Annotated in this window: 11 protein-coding genes; 5 read left to right on the top strand and 6 right to left on the bottom strand. The window is 68.7% G+C overall.

Going from position 1 to position 21,123, the window contains the following annotated elements; genetic code table 11:
- Positions 1-117: 117 nt before the first annotated feature.
- Complete coding sequence (locus ACFV9O_RS32995) at positions 118-6,093, bottom strand: AAA domain-containing protein (protein ID WP_385424487.1); 5,976 nt, start codon at positions 6,091-6,093, stop codon at positions 118-120.
- A 215-nt stretch (positions 6,094-6,308) separates the two neighbouring features.
- A complete protein-coding gene (locus ACFV9O_RS32990) occupies positions 6,309-7,103 on the bottom strand; it encodes an excalibur calcium-binding domain-containing protein (RefSeq protein WP_385424484.1) in 795 nt (264 codons plus the stop codon).
- 522 nt (positions 7,104-7,625) lie between these two features.
- Between ACFV9O_RS32990 and ACFV9O_RS32985 the strand changes: the two genes are divergently transcribed.
- Entirely contained in the window at positions 7,626-10,172 is a 2,547-nt protein-coding gene (locus ACFV9O_RS32985; protein WP_385424482.1) for a DUF262 domain-containing protein, read from the top strand.
- 159 nt (positions 10,173-10,331) lie between these two features.
- Positions 10,332-10,631, top strand: coding sequence for an NIPSNAP family protein (locus ACFV9O_RS32980; RefSeq protein WP_385424479.1), 300 nt, complete (start codon positions 10,332-10,334; stop codon positions 10,629-10,631).
- Here ACFV9O_RS32980 and ACFV9O_RS32975 read toward each other — a convergent pair whose 3' ends face one another.
- Positions 10,632-14,168, bottom strand: a complete 3,537-nt coding sequence (locus tag ACFV9O_RS32975) for an AAA family ATPase (RefSeq protein WP_385424476.1) — start codon at positions 14,166-14,168, stop codon at positions 10,632-10,634. It lies immediately after the preceding gene.
- Between the two features lie 387 nt (positions 14,169-14,555).
- Here ACFV9O_RS32975 and ACFV9O_RS32970 point away from each other — a divergent pair, with 387 nt between their 5' ends.
- A complete protein-coding gene (locus tag ACFV9O_RS32970) occupies positions 14,556-17,858 on the top strand; it encodes a type ISP restriction/modification enzyme (protein WP_385424472.1) in 3,303 nt (1,100 codons plus the stop codon).
- Positions 17,859-17,880: 22 nt separating this feature from the next.
- Here ACFV9O_RS32970 and ACFV9O_RS32965 read toward each other — a convergent pair whose 3' ends face one another.
- From ACFV9O_RS32965 to ACFV9O_RS32955, 3 genes are all read right to left on the bottom strand, one after another.
- Positions 17,881-18,285 (bottom strand): hypothetical protein, encoded by a 405-nt coding sequence (locus tag ACFV9O_RS32965; protein WP_385424470.1) that lies wholly within the window; start codon positions 18,283-18,285, stop codon positions 17,881-17,883.
- A gap of 151 nt (positions 18,286-18,436) precedes the next feature.
- Positions 18,437-19,255 carry an SMI1/KNR4 family protein gene (locus ACFV9O_RS32960; protein WP_385424467.1) on the bottom strand — a complete coding sequence of 273 codons (819 nt, stop codon included), beginning with the start codon at positions 19,253-19,255 and terminating at the stop codon, positions 18,437-18,439.
- A 41-nt stretch (positions 19,256-19,296) separates the two neighbouring features.
- Positions 19,297-19,629: a deoxyxylulose-5-phosphate synthase gene (locus ACFV9O_RS32955; RefSeq protein ID WP_385424464.1), complete on the bottom strand. Its 333-nt coding sequence runs from the start codon at positions 19,627-19,629 to the stop codon at positions 19,297-19,299.
- A gap of 150 nt (positions 19,630-19,779) precedes the next feature.
- On the opposite strand from ACFV9O_RS32955, the gene ACFV9O_RS32950 reads away from it, so the two are divergent.
- Positions 19,780-20,445 (top strand): hypothetical protein, encoded by a 666-nt coding sequence (locus tag ACFV9O_RS32950; RefSeq protein WP_385424461.1) that lies wholly within the window; start codon positions 19,780-19,782, stop codon positions 20,443-20,445.
- A gap of 364 nt (positions 20,446-20,809) precedes the next feature.
- Positions 20,810-21,058 (top strand): hypothetical protein, encoded by a 249-nt coding sequence (locus tag ACFV9O_RS32945; RefSeq protein WP_385424458.1) that lies wholly within the window; start codon positions 20,810-20,812, stop codon positions 21,056-21,058.
- Positions 21,059-21,123 lie beyond the last annotated feature (65 nt).

Here is a 21,123-nt window from a genome sequence, read left to right as displayed (position 1 = left end):
GCAGGCGACCCCGGAGCCCCAGCCTTGGGGCCTATTGAGCAGCGACGACCGTCCCTTCCCCCCCCCCGCTTTTGGGGGGGGGCGACGGCCCGTCGATGCGCTTTCCGGGCCCGGCGCTCAGGCCCGGATCTCGCGGACGACGACGCTGTGTGTCTTGTCCTGAGAGGCGTTGTACGAGACCTCACGTCCTGCTCGCTGCCACATCAGGGCGTGGCCCAGCGGTGAGGAGGGGGACACGATGTCCGCCTCGTCGGTGGGGAGTTCGGCGACGGTGTACAGCGTGTCCTCGTCCACCTGCCCGTCGAACTCGAGCACGAGCAGGGCTCCAGGGATGACGACGGAGAGTGTGTCGGTCTCTCCGCCGACATGGACGGCGTCGAGGAACGACCGGAGGAACGCGAGGCGCTTGCTCCGCCGGTCACGCTGGTCCGCCTGCGTCCTTCGGAGAAAGACCAGCTTTGCGGCGTCGAGCCCCTCAGGCGTCTCATCAGGGGCATCAACGGCGAGCTGCAGCTCCTGCATTTCACGGACCAGACGGTGGAAGGCTGCGACCGGAATCTCCCGGACGGGGAACGATCCCGGGGCAGGTCGGGGAGCCTCCTGAGCTCGGTGCGCCTGCGCCATGGGGGCGACAGACGACTTCGGTGCAGCAGCTGGGGCCTGTGCCGGTGTGCGGGCCGCGACGGGGGCGGACACCGACCGGGGAGCAGCGGGAGCCGGGGCAGCGGTCGGCAGAGGCTCGGGGTCCGGTGCCGGTGCGGCTTCGGTCCGTGTCGCGGGCTCGGAGACGACCCGCGGCGGAGGGGCGGCGGCAGAGCCCACACGCTCCGTCTTCGGGCTTTCATCCTCCGAGACCTCGATGACGGGGCCCTCGCTCTCGGGAATCTGCTCCTCCATGGCCTCGATCGGCACAACATCTGCCTGCGGGGTCTCAGCCGGTAGGGGCTCAGCCTCCTGCTCCTCGTGAACCGGCTCAATTCCCAGCCGCTCCAGTTCCGCCCGCAACGGAGCAAGTGCCTGCTCGCGGTCCAGGTGGAAGCGGCTGCCCCGAATGCGGACGAAGGTCCAGTCGACACGCTCCAGATCGCGCTGTCGGGCGGCCGCGGTCGATGCGTCCTCGCCCTCCGCGAACGCGTCGCCGTCGCACGCGACAGCGAGCCGTCGCGTACCGCCCTCGACGACCAGATCGATGGAGTGCCGGCCGACCCGGTATGCGGGGCGCACGCGGTAGTTGCGTGCAGTCAGCTCCAGATAGACCTTCTGCTGGAAGAGGCTGTCGAACGCCTCGTGCCGCACATCCGGCAGCACCTCGCCCTCGACACCCGCGGTCTCCTCCTCGGCGGGTCGGGTGAGGTGGTCGAGCCACTGGCGGCGCAGGTCGTTCTCGTGGAACTGCTCGGTGCGGGCGCTGTGGAACACCCACACCTGGTCCTGGGCTCGCGAGGCCGCCACGTTGAGCCGCTGCTCGTACGTCTTGCCGTTGAAGCCTCCCGGCACGCTCCCGGCCGCTGTGGTCGCGGAGTTGACGCAGGAGATGAACATGACGTGGCGCTCGTCACCCTGGAAGTCTTCGGCGTCACCGACCCGGATGCGCCGCTCCTCCCGCTGCTCGTAGTCGAGGCGTTCGGCCAGCAGGTTCTCCAGCTCCGCCAGGTGCGCCTTGCTCCCGCGCAGGCTGATGATGCCCATGGTCCTGCCGTCGTAGGCCGGGTCGGCGCAGCAGCGCACGACTTCGGCGACGAGCGCCTCGGCCTCGGCGACATTGGCCAACCGGGTGTTGGTGCCGAGCGCTTCGCCGTGTTCGACGTACACGGTGCGCACCGGGGGGAGCCGGTCGGCACCGTACTGGCGCAGGGGCTGCAGCCGGCCGTCGTAGCAGAGCTCGTTGGAGAAGGAGATGATCTCCGGCATGCAGCGGAAGTGTTCCTTGAGCATGAGTGTGCCGCGGCCTGCGGACAGCGCCTCGGTGAGGTCGAAGAAGCTGGACTCGGGGCCGTAGAGGCTGCGGATGTCCTCTTCGAGGCCGGTGAGCAGCCGGTCTCGGAGGTGGTAGTACTCGTCTTGCTTGAGGCCGACGTTGGAGGGGCTGACCTGCTTGCTGTCGCCGACGACGACCATGCGGTCGGCGAGCCAGCTGAGCAGCATGGCCTCCAGGCCGGACTGGCTGGCCTCGTCGACGATGACGACGTCGAACATGCCCGGCCGGTCCATGGGAACGGTCTCCGCCACCTGGTGCAGCGGCATGATCCAGGCCGGCACGGCGCTCTGTGCCTTGCGCAGCGCGGCCTGTGCGTCGCGACGGTGGCGGTGCTGGTACTTGCCCTTGATGCGGCGGGCGGCCTGCTGGTAGGCGCTGAGCGCGCGCGACTGGTCTCCGGTGAGCAGCCCGAGGCAGCGGTGCCAGGCGCGGGCGGCTGCGAGCCTCGCGAGCATGATGCGTGCCTCGTCGTCGGCCTCGGTGAGCCGCTTGCGCAGGGTGCGCTCGGCTTCCGGGTCGGTGAGGCGCTCCATGCGCTCGCGCCAGGCGGACCATGCCCAGGCCTTGGCCAGGGCGGGCAGCCGCTCGTCCCAGTCGGCGTCCTCGGGGCTTTCCATGATCCGCTCGGCCAACGTGGGGAAGGTTCCCTGGATGCGGGTGAGCGCTGCACGGTGTTCGGCCCGCAGCCGGGCCGCTTCCCGCACCTCGGCGATCTCCTGGGTGAATTCGCGGTAGCCCTCGGGATTCTGGGCGCGCGCGGCGTCGAACGCCCGAGCCACTGCGGGAGAGACACCGGGCCGGTCGCTCCAGGTGCGCAGCAGCTCCTCAGCGTCGGAGAGGACACGGCGAGACTGCTCGGCGGCACGCAGGGCCGTCGCCGCGCGCAGGAGCGCCCGTACGGCGTTCTCGACTGCCTGGTCATGCCAGGTGGCAACGGTGAGGGCCGGCGAGGTCGCCGCTGCCGTGAGTACGTCAGTGCGGGCGGCTGCGACGGCGAGGAGCGCTTCGAGGGCCTCGGCCTCCTGTCGCAGGCGGGCCAGGCGAGGGCCGTGCCCCTGCCAGGGCGCAGTGGGTGTGCCCCACTCGGACTCGACCTGGGCGAGTCGCAGTTCCAGCTGGACGCGGGCCAGAACGAGGGCGGCGGTGTCGGCGTCTTCCGGCACACGCCCGTCGACTCGCACGACCTCCGTGAACGGGCCGACGGCCTTGGCGAGCTTCGAGCGGATACCGAGGGGACCGCGCAGCTTCTGTCCCTGACGCAGCCCGTCGTGCAGGGCGGTGGCCTGACCGAGCGCGGTGGCCGGGTCGTACTGTTCCAGCCCGCTGACCATCGCGTTGCGCAGTGTGGAGAGCGAGGCTTCCACGGCCGCGAGGGTGTCGGTGACGGCGGCGTGCCGGCTGCGGGCCTGCCAGTCCTGGCCCGCGCTGACTTCCCGCAGGAGCGCCAGAGCCCATTCACCGGCTGCGGCGGCAAGCGATCCTGCGCGTCCCCGGGCGGCGGCGAAGGCGTCGAGGGCGGCCGAGAGCCGCTGCTGCTCACCTTCGGCGAGGCCGCGTACGGCCGTGTCGTACTCCTCGCTCAACGGGTCCTGTCGCACCGCCGCGTGTGCTTCCTCGGCACCGCGCACGACGCCGACGGCCTCCTCGAACTCTCCAGGGCTGGGCAGCTCGGACGGGCCCGGCACCTCGGCGGCGAGCGCCTGATGGTGCGTGGTGAAGGCCCGGGTGCTGTGCAGAAGGCCCAGGGCTTCCGCGGCGGTCAAAGTGGGCTGCTCCTGCGGTACCGGACCGATCCAGTCGTACGCCTCGGTCTCAGTGGCGAGGCGTTCGGCGATCTCCTGGAGGCTTCCGCTGTAGTCGCCGATCTCCGCATCGAACCGATGCGTCTCCTGCTCCCGCAGCACGGCAAGATCGCGCAACAGGGTCTGCTGGTTGGTCCGAGCACTGGTGAGCCGTGCCTGGAGGTTCCGGATCTCGCGCTGCGACGCCTTCGGGTCGTAGCCGGCGTACTCACTCAGGATCTTCTGGACGGAGGCTTCGAGTTCGCGCTGTGCCGCTGCACCGTCCTCGGTGCGGCTCACGCACAGATCGCGTACGGATTCGGGCAGTTTGTCGCGCAGTACGCGCAGGGCTCGCGGAGTGTGGCTGGTGATGAGCACACGCTTGCCTTGGGCAAGGAGGTCGGTCACCAAGTTGGCGATCGTGTGCGTCTTGCCCGTGCCGGGTGGGCCCTGCACCACGACGAGCCGGTTGGCACGCAGGCGTTCGGCGATGGTGCGCTGCTCCTCGTTGGCGGGCAACGCGAAATACATCTCGCCGGCGTCGGCCCCGGTGCCGTCGTCCTCCGCCGCCGCGAGGTCAGCAGCGGTCAGCGCCCCGTCGCGGCCGGCAATGTAGCCGAGCAGTTCTGTGGGGGGCGTACCACCGTCGATCTGGCGCGCGATGGCTTTCAGAGCGTCCAGTGTGGATCGCCGGTTGCGCTCACGCAGCACGAGTGCCGGGGTGAGCCCGACCTGCGGCACGTCCAGGCTGCGCGTCTTGGCGCGCTCGACGGTCGGCAGGTAGCTTCCGGCGCTGTGGGCGGCGTTGACCCAGCTGCGCAGCGCGGTGTGCAGGGCATCGAGGTGCTCGGGGTCGGTGGCGTCGGATGCCTCCTCGAGCACGTCGACGATGCCCTCGCGTACGGATCCCGGAACATGCTGGGCGCCGTCGAGCATGCCCTCTTCGAGCTCCATTCCGACACCGGTCGGGTCCGGGGCGGCGGTGAGCGTGCCGGTGGACGGGTCGAGCCGGAGCGTGGCCCGGTGGGTGACGAGGTGCCGCTCAACACGCTGGCCGCCGGTCGTCTGCCAGGTCAGCCGGCCGAACCCGAGGACGAGTTCGTAGGCCTCACCCAGGTTGGCGGCGTCCTCGTGCATCTTGTGGAGCCGGTCGTACAGCCTGACGAGCGGGTCGATGGCACGCCGCCGCTCCGCCCATACGAGCCACTCCTGCTCCCAGGCGGTATACAGCTTCTCGATCTTCTCCCGCTTCGGGTGCTCGTCCAGTTCGTGGTACGTCTTCTCCAGCGGAATCCCCTCGGACCAGTCCGGGAATTCGGGCTCGATTCGCCGCCGCAGGTGCGGGGCGCGGGTCTGCTTGAAGTCACGTATGCGCGTCTCGTCCACCCAGGGCGCGACCAGCGGCTTGGGCTGCGGGACGTCCTCGCGCTCGGGCCGCGCGACGGTCAGCCACGCGGGTTCGTCGGTGGCGAGCGCCCCGTCGAGCATCACGGAGACACCAGGGTCGACCGGCAGCTCCTCGAACCACACGGTCCCGGCGGCCCCGTCGAGTGTGCGCACGGGCCGGGCCTTGGACTCCTCGGCCTCGGCGAGGAAGCGGAAGATCTGGCGGACGCGCAGGGCGTCGGTCTCGTCGCTGGACAGCGCCTGCGCCGGTGCGGCGGCTCGGCGGTCCGACGCGGCAGCCTGTGCGGGCACTGCCCCGGCACCACTGTCCTCGGCGGAGGCGGGAGCCGCCCCGGGGCCAGAGGCGTGGTTCCCGAACCCCTCATCCTCCCCGCCTTCGAAGAGAGAGCGCTGTTCGTCGCCGAAAAGCACTGCCTGATCCGGAAGCGGCGCCGGTACAGCACGAGGAGCGGGCACGCGAGGATCGACGGGACGAGTCGAAAGGGCCCCCACGGTGGTGAAGGTGACGCTCTCGCGCTCGTGTCGGCCCGTGAACCGCACCTCGATGTCCAGCTCTCCCGCCGTGCCTGCAGGAATGCTGTAGGCCCACGTGGCAGAGAGCCTGCGTCCCGTGCGCAACGTCCCGTCGAGCTCGTCGTCGAGCACCTCGGTTCTGTAGTCCAGTACCTGGCGGCCCGTCTTGCCGTACGGCCCGGAGCGAACCAGCATGCTGATTCCGCTCACATCGATGGGCCCTCCCGTGCCGTTGCTCAAGAACAACGTGCACCGAATCAGGTCGTCTCCCTGGCGGAAGCCGTAGGAGTCTTCGGGGTCCACCAGCTCGTACGGCATGACATCGTCGACACGGACGTGCAACCCGTCCTCGTAGTGATGTACGGAACCGACCGGCTGGATCCCGTCACTCAGCATGCTCTCGCCCTGGCTCACACGCCACTCCACTGCTACTGAGGGCCAACAAGGTGGCCTACTTGTGAAATCCCGCCCCGGCCACCCGGAGCATGAGTGCAGTACGCGCCCCCAGCACGCCTCACCTCGGGTGTGAACTCAGCACACGATGGGAGCGTAGCAGGACCCTCGCATTCCGGAACTGCCTGTCGGAGTGCGCGAAACCGACGACCTTGATCGCCCCGGTATCGCGGCCATCAGGAGTCGCAGGCGACTCCGTCCCCGTCGCGGTCAAGTCGCTTGGCGTATCCGGGCTCGCCCCGGCGGATGGGCGCGGCCCCGGCCGCCTTGGCGGCATCGCAGTTGCTGTAGTAGACGCTGCCCCCGCCGCCTCTCGTCGCTCCGCCGCTGCTGCCGTAGCCGGAACCACTCGAGTCCGCGTCTGAGTCCGAGCTCGAGTCCGATGCGGGCCGGCGAGACGGAGAGGATGCGGGCTTCGGTTCGGGCTTCTCGACGGTGATGGTCACCTCAGCCGCGCCGCTCAACGCGTCGCCCGTCCCAGGGTCGGTGACCGCGAGCGTGTAACTGAACGTGTCCTCGCCGCTGAATCCGGCAGCCGGCGTATAGGTGATGCCGTCACCCTCGACCGACACCGTGCCGTGAGCCGGATCGCTCGACACGGTGAGGCCGTCGGCCGCAGCGAGGACGGCAACCCGGAGGCCGCCGGGGAACGGATCCGTGACACTGTCGTTGTCGAGCACGTCCACCCGCACCTCTTCGCCTGCCTGCGTGAACGCCGCGTCGCCCTGGACATCGAGCGCGCGTGCCGGCACAGCGTTGGCGGGGGACTCGGCAACGGTCGAGGCATCCGCGGGCCTGCCGCCACTCCCCGCGTCATCGTCCCCACCGAAGCAGCTACTGAGCATGCCCAGCAGCAGTAGCCCGGAGACGGCGAGGCAGCCACAGCCGAGCTTGGCGTCCTTTCCACTGCTCCCGCGACTGTTGGTCTTTCTGACGTTCCTGTTGGCGTTGACGGCCATCTCGCCCCCCACGGCTGCAATGCAGGCGCCCCACCCACAGGACGCCTCGTGACGCACGAACCGTAGCACGCAATCATTGACTTAGTTCACAGATAAGAGCGAGAGCGCTCTCACTGTCACCTTGACCACTTCGCCGCATCGAACCGGACAGGCTGATCGCCCCATACGCACGGAAGCCCCGGAAGTGCTCCCCGAATTGCCCCCACCGGCTCACACGTAACACCATGCTCAACCTGGCCGCAGACAAGATCCAGGATCGCCGCGGCGACTCACGGGGCACCTGCTCTACCACCTCGAACCTTGGAACGCCTGGATCGAGGGCCGCAACATGAAGCAGCTGCGCCCCCACGAGACGATGCCCAGGAACTCCAAACACCGGGCCCTGCAGCCACGGACCGGCGACCCTGGCGCCGTGGAGTCACGCCAAAGCTCCCCGCGTTGACTGAGTTCACGCTACATTCAAGCGAGCTGTCCCAGAGCCGATGCGCTGGACGGACCGGCAAGGCCTGTGTACCCGGTAGGGAAAGGAAGCGCATGCGCGCACAGGAGATCACCTTCCTCAAGCTCGTCCAGGGGGACAAGCAGTTCCAAGTGCCGCTCTATCAGCGCACGTACAGCTGGGGCACGGAGCAGCTGAAGCGCCTCTGGGAGGACGTGAGCGAACTCGTCGACCAGCACCTGTCCGGTGAATCCACGGCGCCTCATTTCCTCGGCTCGGTGGTACTGGCACCTGGCCAGATCCAGGCGGGCGGGGTGCAGAGGTGGCTGGTCGTGGACGGGCAGCAGCGGCTGACCACGCTGATGCTGGCGTTCACCGCACTGCGCGACCACCTCAAGGAGACCGGTGACGTACGCGGCGTGGACAGGGTGCACCGGCAGATACTCGTCAACGAGTTCCACGAGGGGCTCGACCACTATCGCCTGCTGCCCACGCAAGCCGACCGGGAGGCGTACACCGCGTGCGTCCAGTCCCGGGCCGACGCCGGTGGGAGCGACAACATCGGTGCGGCCTACCGGTTCTTCCGCGGTGCGCTCGCCGAGTGCCCGGAAGCCGGCGACGAACGGTGGATCGCCACCGTCGAGACCGTCCTGAAGGACCTGCTCTCGATCGTGGAGATCACCGCCGAGTCCGGCGACAACGTTTACCGAATCTTCGAGTCGATCAACAACACCGGTGTCGGGCTCAGCCAGAGCGACCTGCTCCGCAACTACGTGTTCATGCTCCTGCCCAAGCGGGGCGAGCGGGTCTACCAGGAGCTGTGGCTGCCCATGCAGCAGAGCCTCGGCCCGAAGAACCTCGAACTCCTCGTCTGGCTGGACCTGATCGTGCGCGGCCACTACAAGGCCAAGCAGAGCGAGATCTACCGGGAACAGCAGAAACGGCTCCAGCCGCTGGCCGGCAACGAGGACGCACTCCAGCACGAGGTCATGCGGCTGGCCGAGCGTGGGCGACGGTTCCTCCGGATCATCGAGCCGGGCCGCGAGCCTTCACCCTCTCTGCGCGCGGTGCTGGAGCGCCTGGCAGCCTGGGGAAGTCAGACCCACTATCCGCTCGCTCTCCATCTGCTGGACCTCGTCGACGCCGGGAGCACGACGTCCGACGACGCGGCGGAGGCTCTGCTCTACGTCGAGTCCTACCTGGTGCGACGCCTCATCTGCCAGACACCGACCACCGGCCTCAACCGGATCTTCATGGAGGCTCCTAAGGAACTGGAGACCGACCGCCCGGCGGCCGAGGCCGTACGGCGGTTCCTGTCCGGCCGGCGCCGGCGATGGCCCAGCGACGAGGAGCTCCGCGAGGCGATCCGCTGCAAGCCCTTCTACTGGAGTGGCCGGCCGCCCCAGCGCAGCTACATCCTCCGCCGCCTGGAGGAGAGTTACCGCCCCACCGAGCCGGTCGACTTTGCCAAGGCGTCCCTCAGCGTGGAGCACGTCCTGCCGCAGCGCCCGGCCCCGGCATGGTTCGATCTGCTCGCTGACGAGACCGAGCCGAACCAGACTCCTCAGGAGCTGCACGACCTGCTGGTGCACACGCTCGGCAACCTGACGCTGACCGGCGACAACTCGAAGCTTTCCAACCACCCGTTCGACCGCAAGCAGCAGATCCTCGAGTCGAGCGCTCTGCGCATGAACCTGGAGATCGCCTCGGCGCAACACTGGGGCAAGGCGGAGATCCTGGCACGCGCCGACCGTCTGACGGGGCGCGCGGTGGAGCTGTGGCCCGGCCCGATCGGCGGGGTCAAGCCCGTCGGCGAGGAGTGGCCGGGCTGGGCGGAACTGCGGGCTGCTCTCGTGGCGATGCCGAGCGGCACGTGGACGACGTACGGTGACGTCGCTGAACTCATCGGCAGCCATCCGGTTCCTGTCGGCGCCTATCTGGGCTCCAACTCGTCCGTGATCGGCGCCTATCGCGTACTTACTGCGGAGGGCAAGATCTCCCCCGCTTTCCGATGGCCGGAGGGCAGTGACAAGCAGCCACCACAGGAGCTGCTGATGGACGAAGGGGTGAGGTTCGACCCCTCGGGCCGGGCGAACAGTTCGCAGCGCCTGACTGCGACGGAGCTGGCCACTCTGCTGGGCAAGGACGTCACGCAGCCGGTCTCGCACGATCTGCTTCCTGACGGAGAGGACGCCGCGGCGGCCGAGCGATTCCGAACTCAGTTGCAGGAACACTGGCCAGAGGCGTCGGCCGGAGTTATGGCGGCACTCGACTTCTGGCGCCGCCAGGGCGGCTACATCACCTACGGCCGACACGAGGAGACCAGCTGCTTCCCGATGCTGGACGCCGGCACAAGCCGACAGCCCCACCTGATGTGGCCGGTCGCTATCTACCCCGTTAGCGGTACGGTCGAGGTCGTCTTCCAGCACCTCAAGAACCGCAGCCCCTTCGACGATACGGAGCAGCGCCGCGAGCTCCTTCAGCGCCTCAACAAGATCGACGGCGTTGAGCTGCCCGAGGCGAAGCTGGAGCTGCGCCCGTCGTTCCCGGTCCGGGTCTTCGCCGAACACGTCGACGAGATCTGCGAGGTGCTGGACTGGTTCGTGCACACGGCGGCACTGGATCTGGCACGGAGGGCCTGACGGCCGACTGATCAGCCGAGCCGTCAAGGCCCCTCCGCTTGAGGCCGAGCTCACCCAGGTGCCGCAGTACGTTGCGGCCCTGGGCGCCGGCCCGGACACCTACTCGCGTAGGCGGCGCCCATGTGCTGCCTTGAGGGCTCATCCAGGAAGATGTCTGCCATGCCGAGGACCACACAGCTCCGTACCTACACCGTCCGTGAAGGCCTGCTCGACGAGTGGGTGGACCGCTGGCAGCGGGAAATCCTGCCGCTGCGGCTGGAGTTGGGGTTTACAATCGGCGGAGCATGGGTGGACCGGGAACGCAATCAGTTCGTCTGGCTGATCTCCTACGAGGGCCCGGAGACCTTCGCGGAGCGCAACGCCCTGTACTGGTCGTCGCCCGCGCGCAAGGCGATGAACCTGGACCCCGACGAGTACCTGGTACATACCGATGACCGCACCGTCGAGGAACGCTACTGATCACGGCCGTTCGGGCGGCAGCATGTGCTGCCGCCTTTCCTCCTCGCTGAGTGTCCGGAAGACCCGCCCTCGCGCGCGGGCTTCGAGCTGGTCATAGTCCGGTTCCGCCGGCCATATCCGAGCCGTCCCGTCAGCAGAACCGGTAAGCAGCCGCGAGCTGTCGCGAGCCCATGCGACGGAGGTCACCCTGTCCTGATGGACGCCGACGACGGCGCCCTCCAGGAATGTGGCAGCGGACCAGATCCGTACCGTGCGATCGTCGGAGCCGGTGGCGATGAACCGGCCGTCGGGAGACCAGGCGACGGCTCGGACCCGCCCCTCGTGACCCTTGAGGACCTCGATACGGCGCCCAGTGGTGGCGTCCCACACGGCTGCCGTCCAGTCACCGGAAGCCGTGACAACCCGTGCTTCATCCGGGGACCAGGCAGCGCCCTCCACATAGTTGTCGTGCCCGCGCAGAACGGTGAGCTGCCGGCTCTCGGTGGTATCCCACAATCGGCACGTACGGTCGTCGGAACAGCTGGCCAGCAGCCGCCCGCTCGGTGACCATGCGACACGCCCCACCCAGTCCTGGTGCTCCATCAGTTGCATCAGCTCGGTGCCGTCATGCGCCGATACGACCCGTACAATGCCGTCGTGCCCGCCGGTCGCGAGTCGGTGACCGTCCGGTGACCAGGCGCACCCCTCGATCACCTCGCCCCGCTGCTCGAACAGTGCTCTGCCGTAGTCGTCCAGGACACGGAAGAGTCCGTCATTGGTACTCAGCGCCAGTCGGTCCCCCCGTGGCGACCAAGCCACGCTCCACACTCGGTCCTCCACTGTCACCACAGGCCCGACCGGAGCACCGCTTGCCGCATCCCACATCCGCACGGTGCCGTCGTCCGACGCAGTGGCGATGCGGCCTCCGTCGCCGGACCAGGCAACCTCGTTGACAGGACCGTCATGCCCTTCGGTCAGTACGGTTTCGGCTCCGCGAGGCCGCAGGTTCCACACGATCCCGGTGCCGTCCGTCGAGCTGGTGGCAAGCCGGGTTCCCGTGGGAGACCAGGCCACTCCCCACACGGTGTCATTGTGGCCGCGCAGCACGGCCAGAACCTTCGCATCCTCAGTACGGACGATGCGCACGGTCCGATCCGAGGAGGCGGAGGCGAGCATCCGGCCATCGGGCGACCAGGCCACGTTCCATACGTAGTTGGTGTGGCCGCGCAGCAGCAGCCGTAGCTCACCCGTGTTCGCATCCCAGATACGAGCGGTCTGGTCGCCGGATCCGGTGGCGAGGAACCGTCCGTCCGGGGACCAGGCGATGCCCTCCACGAAATCCGAGTGACCGGTCAGGGACACGGCGGCGGAGCCCGTCGCGAGGTCCCAGACGATCGCGGTCTGGTCGTGGGACGCGGAGGCTAGGCGGGAGCCGTCCGGGGACCAGGCAACGCCCCAGACATCGTCGCCGTGCCCTCGCAGTTCGTTCACGAGCCGACCAGTTGCGGCTTCCCAGACCCGCACTACGCGGTCCTTGAACGTCGCGGCGACATGCTCCCCGCCTGGCGACCAAGTCACCTGCCTGCCGATGTCGCCGGCACCCGTCAGCCGCCGAACCGGATCGCCGGACACGGCATCCCATATGCGGACGACATGGTCCCGGCCTGCCGTGGCCACCTGGGTCGAGTCCGGCGACCAGGCGACCGACTCGACCATCGCACCGTCACTCGGCAGGACCAACAGCGATCGCCCCGACCGGGCGTCGTAGACGCGGGCCGTGCCGTCCCTGGACGCCGTGGCGAGCTTGCTCCCCTCCGGCGACCAGGCGATATGCCGGACCGTGTCCGTGTGCCCGTCCAACCGCGTACGAAGGTGACTGGCGGCGAGCGCCGCCATCAGACCCCGCCGGGCCGACGGTGTCGGCGTGCACTCGCCGAGCGCTGCGAGGGACAGGAGCAGCGCACGCTCAGGCTCGCTCTCAGCGCTGTCGAGCGCCTGACGGCCGATGTTGTCGGACACCCTGCTCAGGAAAGCCAGGTCACACCTCCGCGAGGCTTCGACGAGCGCCCGTGCGGGCGTCGAAGCCTGCCCAGCCTCCTCGAGGGCTTCGAGCCAGCGCTGGGCCACAGTGAGCCGTTCACCAGTCAGGAGGTAGTCGTCACTGTGCCTGGACCGCACCCAGTCCTCGGCCCACCGCTCCAGCTCAGCGCGTTCCCGCAGCCGCTCGGCGCGGGCCTCGACCTCCTGCCTCAGCGGGGCCCACTGACGGAACAGGGCCTCGTGAGTCACCTGGGCGTACGACTCCTGCCCGGTGGACACATCGCCGCGTGCGTCGGACCGCAGCAGCCGCGCGTCGATGAACGCGTCGACCACATGCAGTTCCCGCTCGGTCAGTTCGGACAATGGCACATGCCGACGTGCGACCTCCTGCCCCTCCACGGTGACGAACTTCAGCAACACCCGCAGGACGAAGTCGATGCCGTGATCCGTCCCGAGGCCTGCCACGGTGCTGTCGGCCTGACGTGCCAAGGTGCCCGCGACACCGCCGAGTTGCCTGTACAGCTCCTCGGTGACCGTCGCGCCGGGACCGGTTGCGAAGTAGAGCTCCTGCAGGAGATAGGCGAGCAGCGGAAGTGCGTCGTCGACCCCGGTCTCGTTCACGATCGCGTCGACCACTGCAGGCGAGAAGGAAAGGTCGACAAGCGCGCCCGGACGCTCAACCACTTGGGCGAGCTGCGCCCGCCCCAGTGTGCCGATGGCGATTGGGTGCTGGAGGAGGTCGGAGTGACCCGTGCCAAGGAGCCGGCCCAGCAGGTCCACCCGAAGCGTGGCCAGCACCCGAACCGAGGGGTCCCGCTCCAGACACACGCCGAGGGCTTCAAGGAACTGGGCTCGTTCCCGCTCGCTCGCAAGCGTGACGAGCTCTTCAAACTGGTCGACCACGAGAAGCACTCGCCGAAACCGCCCTCCGCGCAACCGGGACAGTTCGGCCCTAAGACGGTCTGGTCCCTGGCGGAGTCGGCGCAGCACGTTGCTCACCGGTTCCTCACCACCGACCGCCGCGAGGGAAGTGGCCAGAGCGCCCAGTGGATTCGCCCCAGGCGAGAATGCCGGCACGACCGTCCACCTGCGCTCCCGCAGCCTGGGCATCACCCCTGCCCTGACGAGCGAGGACTTTCCGCTGCCGGAAGCTCCCACCAGCAGGAGGAACCGGTCGGCGGGTCGCGTGACGGTGGCGTGGAGCCTGCGTGTCAGCTCCTCAGCCTGCGTCTCCCGTCCGAAGTAGACGGCAGCCTCGTCCTCGTCGAAGGCGTCCAGTCCCGGGTACGGGACCCGGTCGCGCGGCCAGTCGGCCTGCGGCGGGCCGGGGTTTTCCAGCCGGTATACGACGACTTGGCCGATCACCATGGTCGCGACGAGCAGACCGATGGCGGGTATGGACACCCTCCGAATGGCCTCCAGCACCCACGGCGCGTCGTCGGTACTGGTGGCATAGTTCGTGGCGATGCCGAGTAAGCACGCCAGAAGCACCAGCATGACCTGAAGCGCCAACTGCACACGGTGTCTCATGTCTCACCAGCCACCGGCCGGTCGCAACAGTGCTTCCTCAGCACTCCCCCGCCCCCATCCCGCCTGTGTCCCCGGATCGTTCCCATCCCGCACCCGTGTTCGGCAGTACGGACTGTGCGGATGCCATACGCACGAACATCATCGTGGGGGTGTGCGGGCCCGTTCAACAACGAACGGGAAAACCGGCCATACGGTGCCGCGACGCCCGGTCGGTCCGAGAATCGGGCCTGCGTCAGGGCGGCACTCGGCACGGGGGACGCATCCCTGCGACAGCGCAACTCCGGTACGCCCTCTTCCGGTTTAGGGTTGTCGCACCCATACTCCCGGACAGGAGGGAATGGCCCGTTTCATAGCCGGGCCGGGGGTGGGGGGACGATGTCTGACGCGTACCTTCAGTGGCTCCAGGAAGCCGTGTCCGTGTTCGGGGCGGAGTGCAGGCGGAACCTTGCCGGCCCCGGCGACCGCGAGGCCGCGATCCGGTCCCCGCTCGAGCAACTGTTCCGCACCATTGGCGCACACCACGCCCTGGCCGAAGTCACCTGGCATCCCGAGACCCGCATACCGCACCTGGGGGTCCGCCCCGACTGGGCCGTGCGCGTGAACGCGCAGATCACCGGGTACGTCGAGGTGAAGCGACCGGGGAAGAGCATCGACCCCGAAAGCTTCACCGGCCACGACAAGCGACAGTGGCAGCGTCTGTGCGACCTCCCCAACCTGCTGTACACCAACGGCACTCATTGGCGCCTGTTCCAGTACGGCGTGCAGGTCGGTAAGGAGGTCGTGCTTTCCGGCGCGCTCAAGAGTGCCGGGGCGAAGCTCACCGCCCTGAATCCGGCCGCCTTCGACGCGCTGACACGGACAGTGCTCTGCTGGGAGCCGGAGAGAATCTGGCGGGTCTCGGTACTCGTCCAGCACCTGGCCCCATTGTGTCGGCTGCTGCGCGAGGCCGTACGGGAACAGCTGCGGGCCGAAGCCCGGGCCGACCACGAGGACTCCACCTCAGCCGACCGCCCTTTCACCGGCCTCCGAAGCGACTGGCGCCGGCTGCTCTTCCCGACCGCCGACGATGAGACCTTCGCCGACGGCTACGCCCAGACCGTCACCTTCGCCCTCCTCCTCGCCCACACCGAGCACATCCCGGTCGTCGAAACGAGCTTCCACGAGGTCGGCCGTCGGCTCAATGCCGGCCACGCCCTGATGGGCAAGGCCCTCCAACTACTCACCGACAACGTCAACGAGCGCTTCGAGGTCACCCTTCAGCTCCTGGCCCGGACCATCGACGCCGTCGACTGGACGACCATCCGGCAGGGCAACCGCGACGCCTACCTGCACCTGTACGAGTCGTTCCTCTCCGTCTACGACGACGGTCTGCGGCAGCGCAGCGGCTCGTACTACACCCCGCGCGAGGTGGTCGAGGAGATGGTCCGCCTCACCGAGGACGTACTCCGCACCCGTCTCGGCAAGGCCCGGGGCTACGGCGATGAGGACGTCCACATCGTCGACCCCGCGATGGGCACCGGCACGTACCTGCACACGATCATCGACCGCGTGGCACGGCAGGCAGCCGAGCGGTACGGCGACGCCATGGCGCCCGACGCGATCGGACGGCTCGCCCAGCGGCTCTACGGCTTCGAGCTCCAGATGGGCCCCTTCGCCGTGGCCGAACTACGGACCGCCGACCTCCTCAGGAAGTACGGCGCCACACTGCCGCCCCGCGGGCTCAACCTCCATGTCACGGACACGCTCGACGATCCGTTCATCCAGGACGAGCAGTTCGCCGCCACATACGCGGCGCTCTCGGAGTCGCGGGCCCGAGCCAACCACGTCAAGGCGAACGTGCCCGTCACCGTGGTCATCGCCAATCCGCCGTACGACGACAAGGCCGAGAACCGCGGGGGCTGGATCGAGAAGCGCGTCAAGGGCCAGGGCCGCCCGCCGCTGGACGACTTTCGCCACCCGGGGAACGGCCGGTTCGAGCACGCGCTCAAGAACATGTACGTCTACTTCTGGCGCTGGGCCACCTGGAAGGTCTTCGACGCACACTTGGACGAACGGCACGGAGTCGTCTGCTTCATCACCCCGTCGGCGTTCGCCACAGGTCCCGCTGGTAGGGGGATGCGCGCATACCTGCGCAGGACGTGCGACGAGGGTTGGATCATCAGCCTGTCCCCGGAAGGACAGCGCTCGGACGTGGCCAACCGCGTGTTCCCCCATGTGGCCCAGCCGTTGTCGATCTGCATCTTCGTACGAAGGGCGGACCACGCCTCCGGTGGCCACGCTCGCGTCCACTATCGGGCGCTGCACGGGAAGCGCACGGAGAAGTTCGCCCAGCTCCGCGCCCTTCGCCTCGACGACGAGGGGTGGCGAGACACGCACGAGGAGGGCGTACGGCCCTTCACACCGGCTACGTTGTCGGGCTGGGAGGACTATCCGGCGCTGGAAGACCTCTTTCCGTGGGGCAGCCTCGGGATTACGACCAACAGATCGTGGGTGAACTCCCCTTCCGATGGGGTTCTTCGACGCCGGTGGGCTCGTCTCACCGGGGAGACGGATCCGGAGGTAAAGGCCCGACTGTTCAAGGAGACCGGGGACCGCCGTGTCGACTCGCGGGTGTCGTGTCTGCCTGGATTCCCGCACCGCGACCGGGCCGTCGACGAGGAGAGCCGCACCCGCCCTATGCTCGTACAAATAGCGCTGCGCAGCTTCGACCGCCAATGGCTCATTGCGGACAACCGGGTCACCGACCGGCCGCGGCCCGACCTGTGGGAGTCCCTGCAGCCGGGACAGTTGTTCCTCAACCAGCAGCACAACGAAGAGATCAGTACCGGTCCGGCCCTAGTCGCGACAGCGCTCTTACCGGACACCCACCACTTCAACGGTCGAGGCGGGCGGCTACATCCCGTCCTCCATCCGGACGGCAGCGCCAACGTGCCCACCGGACTCCTCCGGCACCTGGCAACTGTGCTCGGGCTCGATGAGGTGACCGTTCACGACCTGGCTGCCTACGCGACGGCCGTGACCGGGCACGGCGCCTTCACCGAGCAGTTTGCCGAGGAACTACTCACCCCCGGCGTGCGGCTACCTCTCACCCGCGACCCGGACTTGTGGCGCAACGCGGTTCACGTCGGCCAGGAACTGCTCTGGGCCATGACGTACGGCGAGCGCGGTCCCCTTCCGGTCTCGCAGGCGTCCAGTGCGGAAGGTGTCGCCTTCTCCCCCGGCGATCCGCGGCAGGTGCGGTACGACACCCCCATCGGCACCGAGGTGCCCGACACCCTGCACTACGACGAGGAGAAGCACACCCTCCACGTGGGGCCCGGAGCCTTCAGAGGGGTCCCGCCTGAGGTCTGGAACTACGAGGTCGGTGGCATGCGGATCGTCAGGAAGTGGTTCGGCTACCGCAAGGCGTCCCCGACCAGCCGAAAGACGAGCCCGCTGGACGACATACACGTCACGTCCTGGCCGGGCGAGTGGACCGGGGAGCTGATCGAGTTGCTGTCCGTGCTGCGGCGGCTGGTCGACCTCGCTCCCGTGCAACAAGCCCTCACTACGAAGATCGTGAACTCACTGGTGGTCACCGTCGCGGAGCTCACGTCAGCGGGCGTTCTCCCGCCGCAGCCCAAAGCCGCCCGCCCGCGGCGACGCATCGACCTGGGCTTCGACGCGGGCCACGAATAGTCTGGCGGAACAGGGCACTGGGCTACTGCCCTTCCGACCGTAGGTGCGCCTCTGCCTGAGCCAAGCTCCACGTCCCCTCAGCGAGTCGCTTCAGGGCATGGCCGGCGGGGCGAGCCGCCGCTCCGCGCGCCACTGCGTCCGCGAATGACGCGACTGCACTCAGGCGTGCCGTCAACTCATCGCATTCCGCCGCGTGCAGACTGGCCGATCCCAGTGGCGTGAGCGCGATCAGGCCGTCTACGCCACCCTTCTTCTTGACCAGCCCGCCCCACAGCAGCGTGGGCAGCGCCTCCCGCACGTCGTCTGCGTCGAGGCCTCGCGCCGCCCAGGACATCGCACCGGCCTCGGGAGGGGGGAGGTCGGACAGGTTCAGTTCGCGCAACACGCGGTGCTGAAGGGGCGAGAGGGCAAGGGAGGGGACAAGCATGGGCCCAGTATGCGCCGAGCGCGGATGCGTCGACCGCCGAATGGGCTCGGTTCACCCGCCCTGCGGCCGATATCCAGGGCAGTCCACACCACCCTCAGTCGGGCATCTCCGACGGGCGAGGGACTGCTCACGCGAATAGGCCGTACGACGCCTACGCGTCCTCGTCGGCGACCGCGTCCCAGGCTGGCAAGGGCACGCCGTCGGACGCACTGATCGCGAGCACCTCGCAGCGCATCCGCCGGACGGCGGCAAAGAGCCGTTGCCGGACCGCTTCGCCGTCTTCCGGCGGGAAGGAGATCCGGATCTGGTGCGGGCGTGACATGTCGTACGTGAGCAGCCAGTCCGCGTGGACGTACGCAAAGTGGTCCTGGCCTGCGTCGGCCTGTTCCGACCGCCAACTGCCCCGGTCCACGGTCGGAGCCAACGACTCCCGGAGGATCGCGAGGCGCTGGTCGTGAGTGAACAGGCCCTCGGAAAGTCGGAGGCAGCGATGAGTGCGGGGCCGGAAGGCGTTGAACCACGGGGCCAGGTCCGGCTCCATGTCCGCGAGCAGCCGGGAGCCGACGCGTCCTCCGATCCAGGCCTCGACGAACCCGGCCGCGCCCATCGGATGGGTTTCGTACCAGTCCTCGCTGCTCCACACCACGACGGGCCAGTTCTCGGGCGCTCCTGTGGTGAGCCAGCAGAGCCGGTCGGCATCGATGGTGGTACCCCAGACCAGCAACCCACCGGGAGCCGGATGGAGAGGGTACGGGTAGCGCTCCCGGTCCCGCTCGGGCACACCTGACAGCCTGCCGCGCTGCCAGTCGACGCCGTTGTGCTCACTCGTGCCGAAGGGTGTATGGAGGTTGAGATAGTCGCAGAACTCACCCCACCCGTACGTCTCGACAAGGTGCTTGTAGTCGTCGGGTAGCCGAACGCCGAGCGCGGTCTCCGCTGCGGCCCAGCTGCCGTGCGCGTCTCTCGACATAGTCAGCGGTGTCACAAGCCGCGCCAGGTCCACGCTGACCGTCACGGCACGTCGGGGCGTACGAGTGCCCTGGCGAACGGCTCGCCGGTGCGTCGGGCGTACGTCATCCGCTCGCGCACCTCCCGCGGGGTGCGCGGACGGAACCCTGGCCCTCCGCAGCAGCTCTTGTGAAAGCGGACACCGGCATGCAGCAGGACGGACAGCGTCCTCCAGGCCGCGGTGTCCCGACGCGGTGGCGCGGCGAAGGCCGAGCCCACGTGGATCAGCGGCTCCGCGCAGCGCGGGCAGCTGCGTTGCTCCCTGTCTCGATCGTAGGGCTGCTTGTACCTGGCCCGGCAGGGCAGGCAGACATAGGAGGTATTCGCGTGGGCCATGCCGCCAGGGTAGGCAGCGCCCACGCGGAACTCGACGGGATTTCGGAGCCGGACGGACTCGGGGGCACGCGTCCGTTGGAGCCAGGTGCGCGGCGGCCGTCGCGTCATTTCCGGGTGCGGAGCGGGAAGGACATGCCGCACACTGCCCAGGTGATCGTGTTGCAGCCTGTCCTTGAAGTCTGTGCTCCCGCCGACTTCGGCCTCTGGCCGATAGCGGAGACCGAGCCGGACGGCTTCCTGCCGCTCAGCGGGGCGCTCACTCCCGCCGAGGTCGGCACGGCGGTCATGCGCATCGCCGACTACAACGACGTGCCGGAGGCCGACGAGCACCCGTCGCGGCCCGCCGACCCGCTCGGAGCCTTCCTGCGTGGACTGCTCGCCACGGACGACCTCCTCGCGCCTGGAGGTCTGCGCGTCACTGACACCGTCACCGGCGTCACCGTGCTGCCCGGTTGCTGCAATGGGCTCGAAGAGCGCGGCGACTGGCTCAAAGTCTTCGGCGGCGACGGCTGGGCCTCCTTCGGCCACGATCCCTCCCCGCTCGCCGAGCGGGTCGGCGAGACGGTGCGTCTGACCGTGGATGCCGAGCGGGACGACAGCTCCATTATCGAGCTGCCCGCCAACAAACTGCGGCGCCTGCTCGCCGGAGCGGAGCGCGACCTGGCCGACTTCCTCGACCTGGCCACCACCTGGGCCGCCCGGTTTGTGCCCGAGCACGCTGGCCCGGTCGCGGCCGCCATCGCCCGTGCTCTGGCCCTGCAGCCATCCCCGTCGTACGGGGGCTTGCGAACCACGGGCCCGTCGACGGTCAAGTAAATCCCCACGAACTGCCCGATCATAATCTCGTACCCTCCCACCTGAGCTGAGCTCGATGGGTCGCCCGACGGCTGAGTGTGCGGCCGATCCAGTCGGCCAGGGCTGCCTTCGGCGGCGCTCCGCGCCGGCCTGACGGACACCCTGGACAGCCGCGACCAGCCTGACGAAGGTCGGGCTGTCGGGCGGCCCGCGAGCCCCTGCGCCATGGGGATCTCGGCGGCCCTGTAGTCCTGGCTCGGACACCGGGAACCAAGTACACCCGCCGGTAGATTCCGAGGGTCTTGGGGCGGCCGATTCCTGCTGCTCGGCGCACCCGGAGTGCGAGGATGGGCACCGGCATCGAGGCGTGGAAGGGGAGGGACGCGTGAGCGACCAGCAACCGGACCAGGGGCATATAGAGGCACGGCAGGTGGCTCAGGCGTGGGGGCGGATCGAAGCATGGCTTGCTGAGCACGCCCCGGCCTCCTTCACTTCGCTGAAGGCCGGAGCGTCCGAAGAGGAGATTGCCGCGCTGGAAGGCTCCATCGGTGTTCGGGTGTCCGATGGGGTGAAGGCGTTGTGGCAGATGCACGCCGGTGCGGAGGTGACTGGTTTGGTGGTCGTCTCGGGCTGAGTTGATCTGCGGGCCTGGATTGTTGATCATTGGGGATCGTGTCCGAGACCCCGTCGCTGCCGAGC

It is taken from the genome of Streptomyces sp. NPDC059909, from assembly GCF_042730885.1.
GTDB lineage: Bacteria > Actinomycetota > Actinomycetes > Streptomycetales > Streptomycetaceae > Streptomyces.
Note: the sequence above shows the minus strand (reverse complement) of the source record. Positions and strands in the feature narration are given on the sequence as shown.

What these genes read in the sequence shown, in the direction of transcription:
- ACFV9O_RS32960 (WP_385424467.1), bottom strand. Translation starts at nt 19,255, where the DNA reads ATGTCGAGAGACGCGCACGGCAGCTGGGCCGCAGCGGAGACCGCGCTC.
- ACFV9O_RS32955 (WP_385424464.1), bottom strand. Translation starts at nt 19,629, where the DNA reads ATGGCCCACGCGAATACCTCCTATGTCTGCCTGCCCTGCCGGGCCAGG.
- ACFV9O_RS32965 (WP_385424470.1), bottom strand. Translation starts at nt 18,285, where the DNA reads ATGCTTGTCCCCTCCCTTGCCCTCTCGCCCCTTCAGCACCGCGTGTTG.
- ACFV9O_RS32980 (WP_385424479.1), top strand. Translation starts at nt 10,332, where the DNA reads ATGCCGAGGACCACACAGCTCCGTACCTACACCGTCCGTGAAGGCCTG.
- ACFV9O_RS32970 (WP_385424472.1), top strand. Translation starts at nt 14,556, where the DNA reads ATGTCTGACGCGTACCTTCAGTGGCTCCAGGAAGCCGTGTCCGTGTTC.
- ACFV9O_RS32985 (WP_385424482.1), top strand. Translation starts at nt 7,626, where the DNA reads ATGCGCGCACAGGAGATCACCTTCCTCAAGCTCGTCCAGGGGGACAAG.